The 14,096-nt window shown below is 69.4% G+C and carries 10 protein-coding genes; 3 read left to right on the top strand and 7 right to left on the bottom strand.

Features of this window, described 5'->3' with window-relative positions:
• Positions 1–237 precede the first annotated feature (237 nt).
• Both CXY82_RS00930 and CXY82_RS00925 read right to left on the bottom strand, forming a co-directional pair.
• On the bottom strand, positions 238–1,230 hold the full coding sequence (locus tag CXY82_RS00930) for an FHA domain-containing protein (protein WP_199180834.1): 993 nt from the start codon (positions 1,228–1,230) through the stop codon (positions 238–240).
• Positions 1,231–1,232: 2 nt separating this feature from the next.
• Positions 1,233–1,496 (bottom strand): hypothetical protein, encoded by a 264-nt coding sequence (locus CXY82_RS00925; RefSeq protein WP_174720110.1) that lies wholly within the window; start codon positions 1,494–1,496, stop codon positions 1,233–1,235.
• Between the two features lie 269 nt (positions 1,497–1,765).
• On the opposite strand from CXY82_RS00925, the gene CXY82_RS00920 reads away from it, so the two are divergent.
• Positions 1,766–5,365, top strand: a complete 3,600-nt coding sequence (locus CXY82_RS00920) for a TM0106 family RecB-like putative nuclease (protein ID WP_199180833.1) — start codon at positions 1,766–1,768, stop codon at positions 5,363–5,365.
• A gap of 86 nt (positions 5,366–5,451) precedes the next feature.
• Here the strand turns inward: CXY82_RS00920 and CXY82_RS00915 are convergent, their stop codons facing one another.
• The 5 genes from CXY82_RS00915 to CXY82_RS00895 form a co-directional block, all read right to left on the bottom strand.
• Positions 5,452–5,730: an HPr family phosphocarrier protein gene (locus tag CXY82_RS00915; RefSeq protein WP_104169279.1), complete on the bottom strand. Its 279-nt coding sequence runs from the start codon at positions 5,728–5,730 to the stop codon at positions 5,452–5,454.
• Between the two features lie 74 nt (positions 5,731–5,804).
• The gene (gene ptsP / locus CXY82_RS00910) at positions 5,805–7,490 is read right to left on the bottom strand and encodes a phosphoenolpyruvate--protein phosphotransferase (protein WP_104169278.1); all 1,686 of its coding nucleotides are present in this window, start codon (positions 7,488–7,490) and stop codon (positions 5,805–5,807) included.
• Between the two features lie 91 nt (positions 7,491–7,581).
• Positions 7,582–9,594, bottom strand: coding sequence for a fructose-specific PTS transporter subunit EIIC (locus tag CXY82_RS00905; protein ID WP_104169277.1), 2,013 nt, complete (start codon positions 9,592–9,594; stop codon positions 7,582–7,584).
• Complete coding sequence (locus CXY82_RS00900; protein ID WP_104169276.1) at positions 9,591–10,562, bottom strand: 1-phosphofructokinase family hexose kinase; 972 nt, start codon at positions 10,560–10,562, stop codon at positions 9,591–9,593. The genes CXY82_RS00905 and CXY82_RS00900 overlap by 4 nt, the downstream gene beginning before the upstream one ends.
• Positions 10,559–11,347 carry a DeoR/GlpR family DNA-binding transcription regulator gene (locus tag CXY82_RS00895; RefSeq protein ID WP_104169275.1) on the bottom strand — a complete coding sequence of 263 codons (789 nt, stop codon included), beginning with the start codon at positions 11,345–11,347 and terminating at the stop codon, positions 10,559–10,561. Before CXY82_RS00895 ends, CXY82_RS00900 begins: the two co-directional genes overlap by 4 nt.
• A gap of 187 nt (positions 11,348–11,534) precedes the next feature.
• On the opposite strand from CXY82_RS00895, the gene CXY82_RS00890 reads away from it, so the two are divergent.
• Positions 11,535–12,710 carry an exonuclease SbcCD subunit D gene (locus CXY82_RS00890; protein WP_104169280.1) on the top strand — a complete coding sequence of 392 codons (1,176 nt, stop codon included), beginning with the start codon at positions 11,535–11,537 and terminating at the stop codon, positions 12,708–12,710.
• Positions 12,707–14,096 (top strand): AAA family ATPase (locus tag CXY82_RS00885; protein ID WP_146069010.1); only part of this gene is annotated, 1,390 nt, incomplete at its 3' end. The genes CXY82_RS00890 and CXY82_RS00885, both read left to right, overlap by 4 nt.

The following is a 14,096-nucleotide window of genomic DNA, read 5'->3' as shown; positions in this document are numbered from 1 at the left end:
GCCTCGGCGGCCACAAACCCGCACTCCCCGGCCGGGATTAACCCACGGTTACGACAGGAGAGCCAAAATCTCCGTCGAATTGGTTCGGGGCAGGGCGGGGCGGCGCAGGGCGGCGCAGGGCGCGGCGGTATCCGTCGCGACTCATACTAGAGAAGCCGGCACACGTTCTACCGTGTGCCGGCTTCCACAGCGTGCGCCGCGAGTGGCCAGCCAGGATCTGCCGACCCGGACCTGACCCTAGATCTCGGAGTCGTCCACCGGCCCTTGCCGCGCGGTCGTCGGCTCGGTGCCGCCGTTCGTGGTGCCGGCACCGGCGGCGTTGGCCTCGCGCTCCAACCGGGCTGCGCGGCGGCTCGGTTGCGGCTTTTGCACGGACAGTTCCCCGCCCACGCGACCGCCGTAGGGGCGGCCGTGGTCGGCGTACTCCTCACGGAAGTAGGCCATGCGCCACGGACCCATTTCGATCCGGGCGCCGGTGCGCAGGACCTGCCCATCGTTCTCGTCCTGCCGGTAATTCCGCTTGGCTCCGCCGGAAACGTCGCCGAGCGGATACAGAACGTACTCGTCGTTGTCGTCGTGGCGGATTTCGGCATGGAACGGTTGCAGACCGGCCAGCTGCAGGTCGGCATCCGGGGCCGAACCGATGGTGGTGACCGTCGGCAGCAGATCGAACTCGCGCGGCATCTGACCGTTCCAGTTCTTCGAGCCGATCACAAAAACCAGCCGGGGCCGGCCTGCCCCCGGTGTGTAGTGCGTCGTGGTCACCCGGCGACGGATGCGCCGGTCGAAGGTCGGCACCAACGGCAACAGGGTGGCCGGCGGCAACGGCAGGGACAGGCCCGCCTCCGGTGCAGCACTGCGCCGCCGCAGGAGCGGAACCAGCGCGGCCCGGCTGCCGAGCGTAATGTGCGACGAACCGGTCAGCAGCCGCTGGATGACGGGTGCCTTGACGGCTCCCAGCCGGATGATCAGGCCGTCGGGGCCGGACACGGAGACGGTCAGGCCGCGCTCGGCCAGGTCGCCGGCCAGGCCGCGGAGCTCCTTCAGCTTCATCGTGCTGGTGCGCACGAACATCTCGGGCCTGCTGGAGAAGATCTCGACGTCGAGGCCGCTGGCCGTGATGGTTCCGCCCATCTGCTCGGCGCCGGTCGCCTCCGTGGTGTCGCCCGGTGTGCCCGGCTCCGCGAGGGAGAACTCCAGGTCGATGTCCAGGCGGGTGGTGGGGCTCATGACTACTTGGTGAGCGGTTCGGTGCCGGAACCCTCGCTCGTGGTGACCCGCAGTGTGCCGTTCAGCTTCCAGGTGGCACGGGGGGCGTCGGGGCCGATGTCGCGCGGCACCTCCACCGTCATGTCGATGAAGCTGTAGTTGATGGCGGCGCTCTTGCCGGTCAGGTAGGACCACATCTCCTTGCCGAGGTCGGTCCAGTCCTTGATGTTGTGGGCGTCGGGGCCGGTGGCGTTGGCAGTGGGTACGGGGTTCTGGCTGTCAGTCACGGTGTGTTCCTTCTCGCTTGGTTGCAGGGAAACGGCACTCGGTCGTCGCACATCGGGCCCGCAATCGGCCAGAATCGGATCAACAGTGAACCGCCGCGCGGACAGCCATCAAAAACCTCGTCTGCCGCGTGTAGGCCAACCCTAGTTGAGCACGGCTGCAGGGGGAAGGGCGCGGCACCCCCTGTTCTGGTCGGTGGTGTCGGCTAGCCTCGAAACCACCGTGACCAGCGCTTCCGGTGTGGTTGTGCGTGCGCAAAGAGGAGATCGACGTGTTCCTGCCAGACCCTGCCACCGTTGTCTACTCGGCGAGCGACCTCAGCGCCGCGGCCGCGTGCGAGTGGGCACTGTTGCGCCGACTCGACGCGAAACTGGGACGCATCGACGCCGCCCCGGCAGCCGCTGACGCCATGCTCCAGCGCACCGCCGAGCTGGGCGACGCCCACGAACTGCGGATGCTCGAACAGCTGCGCGCGGCCCGCACCGTCGTCGAGATCGAACGTGGCGACCTCGCCGACATCGGTTCCGCCGTTGAAATGAGCGAGGCGGCCCTGCGCGCAGGGGCCGAGGTGGTGTTCCAGGCTGCATTCTTCGACGGGCGATTCCTGGGCTACGCGGACTTCATCATCCGCACCGGGAGCGGCGACCATTCCGACCCCGCCGACCCCGCCGACCATGCCGCGACCTACGAGGTCTACGACACGAAGCTGGCACGCTCGGCGAAGATCACGGCGCTGCTGCAGTTGGCGGCGTATAGCGACCAGTTGCAGCGGATGGGCATCCCGACGGGGGAGAACGTGCACCTTCTGCTCGGCGACGGCCGCACGAGCTCGCACCGGTTGCAGGACATCCTGCCGGTCTACCGCGCCCGGCGCGCCCGCCTCGAGCGGCTGGTCGACGAACGCCTCGCCGACCCTGCGCCCACCCCGTGGGGTGACCCTCGCTACGCCGCCTGCGGCCGCTGTGACCTGTGCGAGGAGCAGGTGCAGCAGCACCGGGACGTGCTCCTGGTCGCGAACCTGCGGCTCAGCCAGCGCGCCCGGCTGCGCTCCGCGGGCGTCCGCTCCATCGACGACCTCGCCGCGCGGCGCGAGCCCGTCCCCGGTTTGTCAGACGTTGCGCTGGCGACCCTGCAGGGGCAGGCCCGGCAGCAGATCGCCCCCCGAGCCCCCGGCCGGCCACTGAACTGGGAGATCATCAACCCGGCCGCCCTCGCGGCGCTGCCCGCACCCGACGCGGGGGACATCTTCTTCGACTTCGAGGGTGACCCGCTCTACCAGGAGGCCGGCAACGGACAGTGGGGGCTGGACTATCTGTTCGGTCTGGCCCTGCCGGACGATACCTTCCGCACCTTCTGGGCGCACGACCACGCCGAGGAACGTCAGGCCCTGATCGACTTCCTGGAGTATGTGCGGGAGCGCCGTTCGCGGCATCCGGGGCTCCACATCTACCACTACGCCCCCTACGAGCGCACCCACCTGCTCGGCCTTGCCGCCCGGCACGGGGTCGGCGAAGAAGCGGTCGACGACCTATTGCGCCGGAATGTGCTCGTTGACCTCTACCCGATCGTGCGGCAGGGCTTGCGCATCGGCAGCCGCAGCTACTCGCTCAAGAAGCTCGAACCGCTTTACATGGGGCTCGAGGAACGCGAGGGCGTGGCCAACGCCGCCGACTCGATCACCGAATACGTGCGCTCGCGCACCCTGTTGGCCGCCGGACAGACGGATGCCGCAGAGCAGATTCTCACGGACATCACCCGCTACAACGCGTACGACTGCCGCTCCACCCTGCGCCTGCGCGACTGGCTGCTGGCCCGCGCCGCCGAGCAGCCGGGCGCCACCGCAGCGTCGCCGGCGACCCTGGCGGGCGTGCCCCTGCCGGTGCGGGAACCGGACCCGGTCTACCTGGAACTCTCCGCGCTGCTTGCCGACGTTCCGCCGGCCGAGCGCACCGCCGACCAGACCGCGCTCGCCCTCGCCTCGGCGGCGATCGACTACCACCGGCGGGAGCAGAAATCGTTCTGGTGGGACCACTACAGTCGCCTGGGCGCGCCCGTGGACGACTGGGCGGACACCAGGGACGTGCTCATCGTCGAAACAGCAGCCCTGCACCTGGGCTGGCACCGGGAAGGCCGCCAGTCGCTCGACCGCCGGGTACTGCGCCTGACCGGGGCACTCGCGCCGGGCAGTTCGCTCACGGTCGGGCAGCAGCCGTTCCTGCTCTACGACCTGCCCTACCCGCCGATCAGCCGCAGCGACGCCCCCGGAGCGCGCACCGCGCACAACAGGGCGACCATCATCGACGTGATCGACGAGTCGGTCTATTTGGTCGAGGAGGTGCTCGAACGCGATGCACCCGCCCACCGGGAAATGCCGATCGCCCTCACCCCCGGCACCCCGCCGCCAGCCGGTAGCCAGGTGACCGCGATCTCGGAGTGGGGCCGCGCCGTGCTCTCCCGGTGGCCGGAACCGCTGCCGGACGCGGCCCTCGACCTGCTGCGCCGACGCCCGCCCCGGTTGCTCGGGGCAAGCGGGCCGGCGCAGCCCCTGGTGCGGCCACCGGCGCGCCCCGGCGATGGTTCCGGTGCCGGGGACGGCGACGGCGACGGCGAGGGCGATGGTGCCGGCGACGGCGACGGTGAGGGCGATGGTGCCGGCGACGGCGACGGTGAGGGGGATGTGCGCACCGCCATCCGGGACACCCTGCTCGTGCTCGACCGGTCCTACCTCGCGGTGCAGGGCCCGCCCGGAACCGGCAAGACCTTCGTCGGCTCGAGGGTGATCGCCGACCTCGTCGTGCGGCACGGCTGGCGCGTCGGCGTCGTCGCGCAGTCCCACGCCGCGGTCGAGAACATGCTCCGGGCCGTACTCGCCGCCGGAATCGAGGCGGGGCTGGAGCCCGGCCAGGTCGGGAAGAAAGCGAAAAAGGGCGACGAGAAAAAGCCGGTGCCGTGGACCCTCCTGGATACCAAGACCTTCGCCCGGTTCACCGGGCAGTCCGGCGGCTGGGTGCTCGGCGGCACCGCCTGGGACTTCAGCAACGCCGACCGGGTGCCGCGGGGCTCCCTCGACCTGCTCGTGATCGACGAGGCCGGCCAGTTCTCCCTCGCCAGCACCATCGCAGCGGCCGTCGCGGCCGAACGCCTGCTGCTGCTCGGCGACCCGCAACAGCTGCCGCAGGTCAGCCAGGGCACGCACCCCGAACCGGTCGACGGCTCGGCTCTGGGCTGGCTCAGCGACGGACACCAGGTGCTCCCGCCGGAATTCGGCTACTTTCTGAAGACCAGCTGGCGCATGCATCCGAGGATCTGCGCTCCGGTGTCGGCGCTGTCCTACGAGGGGCGGCTGCGCTCGCACCCCTCCGATCGCCGACTCGAGGCTGTGGAGCCGGGCCTGCACCCGGTGCCCGTGCCGCACCGGTTCAATTCCACCTCGTCGGTGGAGGAGGCCGAAGCCGTGGTCTCACTGGTGACCGGTCTGCTCGGCCGACCCTGGACATCCGGTGGCCGGAGCGCACCGCTGGCGCAGGGCGACGTGATCGTCGTGGCGCCCTACAACGCGCAGGTCGAGCTGCTGCGCCGCCACCTCGTGCAGGCCGGCCTGGGTGACGTGCCGGTGGGCACCGTCGACAAGTTCCAGGGCCGGGAGGCGGCGGTCGCCGTGGTCTCGCTTGCCGCCTCCGCGGCAGAGGACGTACCGCGCGGCCTCGAGTTCCTGCTCCTGGCAAACCGGCTCAACGTGGCCATCTCCCGTGCCCAGTGGGCGGCCTGGCTGGTCTACTCGCCGGCCCTGACCGAGACCCTGCCCTCGAGTGTGGAGAGTCTGGCCCAGCTGAGCGCGTTCATCACCCTGGTCACGCCCGACCGGGCCTGACCTCCGGCGTCGGAGCCTGACCCACGAAAAGGCACCCTCACTCCGGCATGATTCGCGCGGACTGAGGGTGCCTTCGGTCGGGGGTGCTACTTGGCGTCGAGGTCCGTTTCGAGGAGCTTGACGAGGGATTCGAGAGCCTCATCGGCTCCGTCGCCCTCGGCGCGCAGCACGACGATGTCGCCGTTGGCGGCACCCAGGCTCATCAGCGACAGGATGCTCGAGGCATCCATCGCGTCCTCGGCCGGGTCGGCCTCGAGGGCGATGGTGACCTCGAGGGTCAGGTCGCCGACGGCCGCCGCGAAGAGGGATGCGGGGCGCGCGTGCAGGCCGACACGGCTCGCGATGGTGGCTTTACGTTCGGACATGGTTCCTCCTAATTGGTGCCCGGCGAAGGGGTGGCTCGCCGGCGATGATGCGATGCGACGTAAATCCGAAGCGGCTAGAGACCCAGCTCTTCAAGTATGGGCAATCCGGCGCGCACGCGGGTACGCGCTTCGTCCGAATTACGGGCCGAAACGGCGATCTGGGCAAGTTCCTGCGCCCGTTCGAGCGTCACGGACTTCAGCACGGCGCCCACGGCGGAGATCGAACGGGCCGTCATGGACAGGGTGTTGACACCCAGCCCGACGAGTACGACGGCGAGAACCGGGTCGGCGGCGGCTTCGCCGCAGACGCCGACGGGCTTGTTGTGGCCCTCGTATATCGCCCCCGCGACGGTGAGCTGGATCAGCTGGAGCACGGCGGGCTGCCACGGCGAGTTCAGCGCGGCGAGGGTGCCGAGCTGACGGTCGGCGGCCATCGTGTACTGGGTGAGGTCGTTCGTGCCGAGGCTGACGAATTCGGCTTCGGTCAGGATGCTCGCGGAGCGGAGCGCCGCGGAGGGAACCTCCACCATGACGCCGGGGGTCTTCAGCCCGGCGACGCGGCACATGGCGGCGAAGTCGGCGGCCTCGTCGACCGTGGCGATCATCGGTGCCATCACCCAGACCACGGCGGAGGAGGCCTGCGCGGCGGTGGCGATTGCCGTGAGCTGGCGCTTGAGCACGCCGGGGCTGGTCAGGTCGGTGCGGTAACCGCGCACGCCGAGCGACGGGTTGGGCTCCGTGCTGTCGGTGAGGAACGGCAGAGGCTTGTCGGCGCCGGCGTCGAGCGTGCGCACGACGACCTTCTTGCCGGGGAACGCGTCGAACACGCCGCGGTAGGCCACGACCTGCTCGTCGATGGTGGGCTCGATGTCGCGCTCGAGGAAGCAGAACTCGGTGCGGAGCAGTCCGACGCCCTCTGCGCCGGCGGCCGCGGCCTTGACCGCGTCAGCGGCCCCGCCCACGTTGGCCAGCAGCGGAACGAGGTGGCCGTCGGCGGTGGTGCCGGTGCCGTCGAACACGGACAGGCTGGCCGCGACGTGCTCCCACGCCGTGACGGCGGTGCGCTCGTCGTCGCCGGGGTCAACCTGGAGGGTTCCGGCGGCGCCGTCCACGTAGACCTCGGTGCCATCGGTGAGGGCGTCGACGCCGACGGCGGCGACGACGGCCGGCAGGCCGAGGGCGCGGGCGATGATCGCGGTGTGCGACTGCGGTCCGCCGCCGCTGGTGACCAGGGCGAGGATCTTGTTCGGGTCGAGGGTGGCGGTGTCGGCCGGGGCGAGGTCCTCGGCTACGAGCACGAAGGGCTCGTCAGACTGGGGGATGCCGGGGGCGGTGACGCCGCGCAGCTCGGCGACGATCCGGGCCCGCACGTCGAGGACATCCGTGGCCCGCTCGGCCATGTAGCCACCGAGGTTGTGCAGCATCTCGGCGACGGATGCGCCGGACTCCCAGATCGCGCGTTCGGCGGATGTTCCGGTAACGATTAATTTCACTGCAGCTTTTATCAGCATCGGGTCGGTGGCCATCAGCGCGGTGGCTTCGAGAACCGACTTGCTGGCGCCCGTGGCGGCTTCGGCGCGACGCTGAAGCTCGGTTTGCACCACCTTGGAGGCTGTCCGCAGCTCTGCCGTTGCGGCTTCGGGTGTAGTCGCCGCATCCAGGCGTTCACCTGCCGGGGGTTCGCTGATCGGTTTGGGCATCTGGCGAACGGATCCGATGATCCGGCCGGGGCTTACGCCTACACCAGTGAAATTCTGCACGGGACAACCTCTATTCTTGCGCAGCAGAAATACTGCGCTATTGATGCTACGCGTCGGCCGCCCCGAATTTCTCGGAGCGGCCGACGTGCGGTCAAGCGTTGACCAGGGCGGGCGCTGCTGCGTCCGCGGTGACCAACGGTGTCTTTCGAGCGTATCGCTTCAGCGCGATCACCAGGATGGCGGTGACGACGGTTCCGATCGCGATCGCCAGAGCGAAGAGCGCGAAGCTGTCGATGGCGAAGAAGACGAACATTCCGCCGTGCGGGGCCTTCGAGGTGACGCCCCAGGCCATCGAGAGAGCACCGGTCACGCCGGCGCCCACCATGGAGGCCGGGATCACGCGGAGCACGTCTGCGGCAGCGAACGGGATGGCGCCTTCGGAGATGAACGACGCACCCAGCAGCCAGGCGGCCTTGCCGTTTTCGCGCTCGGCGACAGTGAACAGTCGGCGGTCGAGCACCGTGGCCAGGGCCATGGCGAGCGGCGGAACCATGCCGGCGGCCATGACCGCGGCCATGATCTGCCACGGAGCCTGGTTGGCCATGGTTGCGGTGCCGAGACCGGCGACGGCGAAGGCGTAGGCAACCTTGTTGACCGGTCCGCCGAGGTCGAACCCCATCATGAGGCCCAGGATCAGGCCGAGCAGGATGGCGGAGGCGCCGGTCATGCCGGCCAGCCACTCGTTCAGGGCGGTGGTCAGTAGCGCGATGGGGCCACCGAGTACCAGGAACATCAGGCCCGAGGCGACGATCGACGCGACCAGCGGGATGATGACGACGGGCATCAGGCTGCGAAGCCAGCGCGGCACGTCGAGCTTGGCGAAGCTGGCGGCTGCGACACCGGCCAGCAGACCACCGGCGATGCCGCCGAGGAAACCGGCACCCATGAACCCGGCGACGGCACCGGCGACGAAACCGGGGGCGATTCCGGGACGGTCGGCGATCGCGTAGGCGATGTAGCCGGCCAGGGCCGGAACCAGGAAGCCCATCGACAGCGCGCCGATCTTGAAGAAGACTGCTCCCAGATAGGTCAGCATGCCGCCTTCCGGCAGGTTGAACAGGTTGTTCTCCAGGGTGACCGTGTCGGCGACCTCGGTGATCTCGTAGCCTCCGAGGAGGAATCCGAGGGCGATCAGCAGACCTCCACCGGCGACGAACGGGATCATGTAGCTGACACCGGTGAGCAGGGCGCGCTTGACCTTCTGGCCGAAGTGCTCGCTGGTCTCCTCGGCCTCGGCCGCACCGACGGTGCCGCCGACGCGGCGGGCGTTGGGGTTCTGGGCCGCGGCCAGGGCATCGTGGATGAGCTTGGCCGGTTCGTCGATGCCGCGTTTGACGGGCACCTGGATGACGGGCTTACCGGCGAAGCGCTCGCGACCGCGAACGTCGACGTCGACGGCGAAGATGACCGCGTCGGCCGCGGCGATGACGGCCGGGTCGAGCATCGTGAGGCCGGCCGAGCCCTGGGTTTCGACCTGCAGGTCGACGCCGGCGGCCTTCGCCGCGGCAACGAGCGATTCGGCAGCCATGTAGGTGTGCGCAATGCCGGTCGGGCAGGCGGTCACAGCGACGATGCGCTTGACACCGGCGGATGCCGCGGGCGTGCTTCCGACGTTGGCGCCGGCGCCGGCGACGCCGCCGGCGGCCACGGGAGCCGGGGAGACGACGCTGGTGACCAGTTCGACGATTTCGGCCTGGGTCTTCGCGGCGCGCAGCGCGGCGGTGAAGGGGGCCTTCATCAGCGAGCGGGCGAGCTTGGCCAGGATCTTGAGGTGTTCCTGGTCCGCGCCCTCGGGAGCGGCGATCAGGAAGACGAGGTCCGCGGGACCATCGGCGGCGCCGAAGTCGACCGGCGAAGCCAGTCGGGCCAACGCCAGCGTCGGCTCGGTAACGGCTGCCGAACGGCAATGCGGGATGGCCAGGCCGCCGGGGATGCCGGTTGCCGTCTTCGCTTCGCGAGCGAGGGCATCCGCGTAGAGGCTCTCGATCTCGGTGGCGCGGCCGGCGCCGACGACGAGCTCGGCAAGATGCCGGATTACGCTCGAGGGTGCGGCTCCGAGGTTCTTATCCAGAGCGACAAGCTCCGGGGTGATCAGTGCACTCACTGGACATCCTCCTTTGGATGGGTGTTGAGAGACGTCAGGGTGACGTCGCCCGGTCTGGTTTGGTGCAGTGCCGGAACGGTTGATCCGGGCAGGGACGCGGCTGCGGCCCCGTGGGCTGCGGCCTGGCGGAGAGAGTCGGGGGCGGAGCCGCCGACGATGCTGCTGAGCAGGTAGCCGGCCAGGGAGGAATCGCCGGCTCCGACGGTGCTGCGCGCGACGATCGGCGGCGTTTTCGCGAGCCAGGCGCCGTCTTCGGTCACCAGCACGGCACCCTGGGAACCGAGGGTGGCCAACACGGCGCCAACTCCGGTGGCGACGAGACGCTCGGCGGCGCGGGCCACGAGCACCGGATTGCCCTCGAGGCTCTCGGGGTCGGGGATGCCGGTGAGCTCGGCCAGTTCTTCCGCGTTGGGCTTGATCAGGTCCGGTCCGGCCGTGACGGCGGCGGCGAGGGGCGCGCCGGACGAGTCGACGGCCACCCGAGGGGCGCTCGCGCCGAACCGGCTGCGGAGCTCCCGGGTGATGTCGGCGTAGAAGTCGACGGGCACTCCAGGCGGCAGCGATCCGGCCAGCACGAGCCAGCTGGCACCCTCCGCCTTCTCCAGCACGAGTTCGATCAGGTCGCTCTGCTGCGCGGCGGTCAGCACCGGTCCGGGCACGTTCACCTTGGTGGTGGTGCCGTCGATCTCGGTCAGCGCGACGTTGCTCCGGAGCGAGGCGCCGATCGGCATGCCGAGGTGGGGCACCCCCGCGGCCCGGAGGGCCACCAGAACGGGGTCCAACTCGTCGCCGGGGAGGATGGCGAGGCTCAGGATGTCCGAGGCCTTGAGGGCGCGAACGATGTTCACGCCCTTGCCGCCCGGTTCTTCGCGGGATGAACCGGCGCGCTGAACTTCGCCGCGGGCCAGCGGGGCGCGGAGCTCGATGGTGCGATCCAGGCTCGGATTCGGGGTAAGCGTGATGATCACGCGATCACAACCTCAACGTCGGCCGCGGCCAGGGCTGCGGCAAGTTCATCTGATGGGAGAGCGTCCGCGATCAGCACGTCGATGTCGCCCAGGGCCGCGAAGCGGATCAAGGTTTCCTTGTCGAGCTTGGAGGAATCGGCCAGTGCGACAACACGACGGGCCGAACGGACGATGGCTGTCTTCACGGCGGATTCAACGGCATCCGGAGTGCTGAAACCGAATTCGGCGTGCACGCCGTTGGCGCCGACGAACGCGATGTCGGGCCGCAACGAATCAAGCTGGGCGATGGTGCTGGGACCGACGACGGCGCGGGTGAGGCCGCGCACGCGGCCGCCGAGGATATACAACGAGATGGCGTCGTTGCCGGCGAGTTTCGTGGCGATCGGCACCGCGTTGGTGATGACCAGGAGTTCGTCACCGGGGGCTGCCGGGGTCCAGTCGAGCAGGAGGTCGGCGAGCAGCTCGGTCGTGGTGCCGGCATCCAGCAGGACGGAGCCGGTCTGGCTCGAGGGAATCATGGTGAGGGCGGCGGCCGCGATGCGCTGCTTCTCGTCCTGCCTCTGCGTCTGGCGTTCTTCGAGGCTGAGCTCGGACATGCTCTGCCGGTCGAACGCGACTGCGCCGCCGTGCACCCGGCGCAGCTGGCGGGCGCCCTCGAGGCTGTCGAGGTCGCGGCGCACCGTTTCGGGGGTGACATCGAAGCGGGAGGCGAGATCGCTGACCGTGACCCGGTTCGAACTGGTGACCAGATCGACGATCAGGGACTGACGTTCTTCGGCGAACATGGCGACCTCCTCGACGCTGAGTGGCCGAAACCACGAGATTGTAGAATACAAAAATTTTACCTGTGTTTGTTTTTGTTTGTCAAGAAAAACAAAGACAAACAAAGAACCCGCTGCCCGGTGCTGCCCGGTGCTGCCCGGTGCTGCCCGGTGCCGCCGGATGTCGGCCGTCGGCGATAACGTGAGCAGCATGAAGATCCTGCACACTTCCGACTGGCACATCGGGCGAACCTTCCACACCCATTCGACCCTGGATGCCCTGCATCAGGTGCTGGATGCGCTGGTGGAGGTGGTGCGGCAGCGCCGGATCGACGTGGTGGCGGTGGCCGGCGACATCTTCGACTCGGCCATGCCGTCGGCCGAGAGCTACACGCTGCTCGCGGCGGTGCTGCGGGAAATCAAGCAGGCAGGGGCCACGGTGGTGATGACCAGCGGCAACCACGACTCCGCCACCCGCCTCGGCTTCCAGGCGGAGTGGGCCGCACTCGCGGGCGTCCATGTGCTGACCCGGCCGGAACAGTTCCTCGAACCGGTCACCGTGCCGGACGAGCACGGGCCCGTGCACTTCTATGGCATCCCCTACCTGGAGCCGGCGCTGGTCCGGCACCTCAGCGTTTTTCACGGGCCGGCAGACGAACCGCTCAAGACCCACGAGCAGGTGCTCACCGTCGTGATGCAGCGCATCCGCGATGACCTGGCCGTGCGCGGCGGGCGATCGGTGGTGCTCAGCCACTGCTTCGCGGCGGGAGTGCCCGCGGCCGCGGCGACCGATGCCGTGCGGGACATCACCGCGGGCGGCCTCGATCTGGTGCCCGTGTCGGTCTTCACAGGACCGGACTACGTCGCCCTCGGCCACATCCACGGGCGGGCCCACCTCACCGACCGCGTGCGCTACTCGGGAACACCACTGCACTACTCCTTCTCGGAGGCCGGCAAACCGCGGGGCTGCTGGCTGGTCGAGCTCCAGGCCGGCCCTGCCGCCGACATCGAATGGATCGAGCTTCCGGTTCCGCGGCGACTCAGCGTGCTCACCGGCGAGATCGAACTGCTCCTGACCGATGACGCCTTGGCCGAGTTCAAGCCCGACTGGGTGTCGGCCATCCTGACCGACCAGGTGCGTCCCCTCGACGGCATCCGGCGCCTGCAGAAACGATTCCCGCACTGCGTCACGCTCGAGCATCGGCCCGCTGTCGTCGTCGACTCGGATGCCGTCAGCTACGGTGAGCGCATCGACCGCCAGAGTGACCGCGAGATTGTCGCCGGGTTCCTCGAGTTCGTGCGCAACGGGGTCGGCCAATCCGATTTCGAACGAGACCTGGTGGCGGAACTCCTCACCGAGGGTGACCTGAGGGAGCTGAGCCGATGAAGATCAAACGCCTGCGGATCGCCGGATTCGGCCCCTACAAGAACGAACAGGTGATCGACTTCGAGCGCTTCGATGCCGATGGAATCTTCCTGATCACCGGCAAGACCGGGGCCGGCAAGTCCAGCATCCTCGACGCCGTCTGCTTCGCCCTCTACGGAAGCGTGCCGCGCTATGAGGGAACGGAGTCCCAGCTGCGCAGTGACCACTGCGAACCGGATGACCCTACTTTCGTGGAGCTGGAATTCGCACTGCACGAGAACGACTACCGCATCTACCGCACACCCAGGTACGAGAAGAACAAGAAGCGCGGCCCGGGTACGACCATGTCACCGCCCGACGCGCGCCTCGACATCCGTGACCTGCACGACGACCGGGACACCCCTGAGGGCTGGCGCAGCGTGGCGACCCGTCCGGTCGACGTCGGGCACGAGCTCAGCCGCATCCTGCCGCTCAAGCAGGACCAGTTTCTGCAGGTGATCCTGCTGGCCCAGAACCGGTTCCAGCGGTTCCTGCTGGCCAAGACCGATGACCGGCGAGGGGTGCTGCGCACCCTCTTCGGCACCGCCCGGTTCGAGCAGCTCGAACTCGGGCTCATCAGCCGGCGCAAGTCGCTCGATGATGCGCTGGAATCCGTGCGCCAGCGCCTGGCCAGCCTGGCGGCCACCGCGTCCCGGCACTTGCAGCGCGAAGACCTGCCCGGCGACGACTCCGATGACGCGCCCGGCAGTCGCGACCGGGCCTGGTTCGACGGCGCCCTGGCGGAGCTGGACGAGCTGCTGGCCGAGGCGTCGGCGGGGGCCGAACGGGCCACGTCGGCGCTGGAGTTGGCCGCCGCCGACGTGCAGGCCCAGGAAGACCTGCGCAGCCGGCAGGACCGCCGCAACGAAGCCCACTCGGCCCTGGCCGTTCTCGAGGCCCGGCAGGGGACGGTCGCCCTCGACCGGGCGGCCGTGCTGGCCGCAAACCGTGCGTCCCGCGTGTGGCCGGCGCTCCGCACGCGTCGGGAGGCGGAGGAAGCGCTCGAACGTGCCCTGGTCGGCGAATCGTACGCGCACGGTGCCTGGCGTGAGTACCAGGACGACCCAGGTCTGGTGGAAACGACTGAGAGCCTCAAGGCCGTCATCGAGAATCTCCTGGGCCGGCTCGGATCGTTGAAGGACGTTCTCGACGTCGAACGGCTGCTGCCCGGCATCGAGGCCAAGATTGTGACGCTGCAGGGGGAGCTCGCCCTGCACGTGGCATCCGTCGAGCAGACCCAGGCGCTCCTGGACGAGCTGCCGGACCGGCTGGATGACGTCGACGAGGCCCTGGCGGCGGCCGCGCTGGCGGCGGCCCGCGAGCCCGAGGCGCGCGCCCAGGCGGAGCGGCTGCGGGCGGCCGAGGGCG

This window comes from Cryobacterium sp. M23 (assembly GCF_002929655.1).
Lineage (GTDB): Bacteria > Actinomycetota > Actinomycetes > Actinomycetales > Microbacteriaceae > Cryobacterium > Cryobacterium sandaracinum.
The sequence above is the reverse complement of the archived record's forward strand: the minus strand, read 5'-3'. Positions and strand labels throughout refer to the sequence as shown.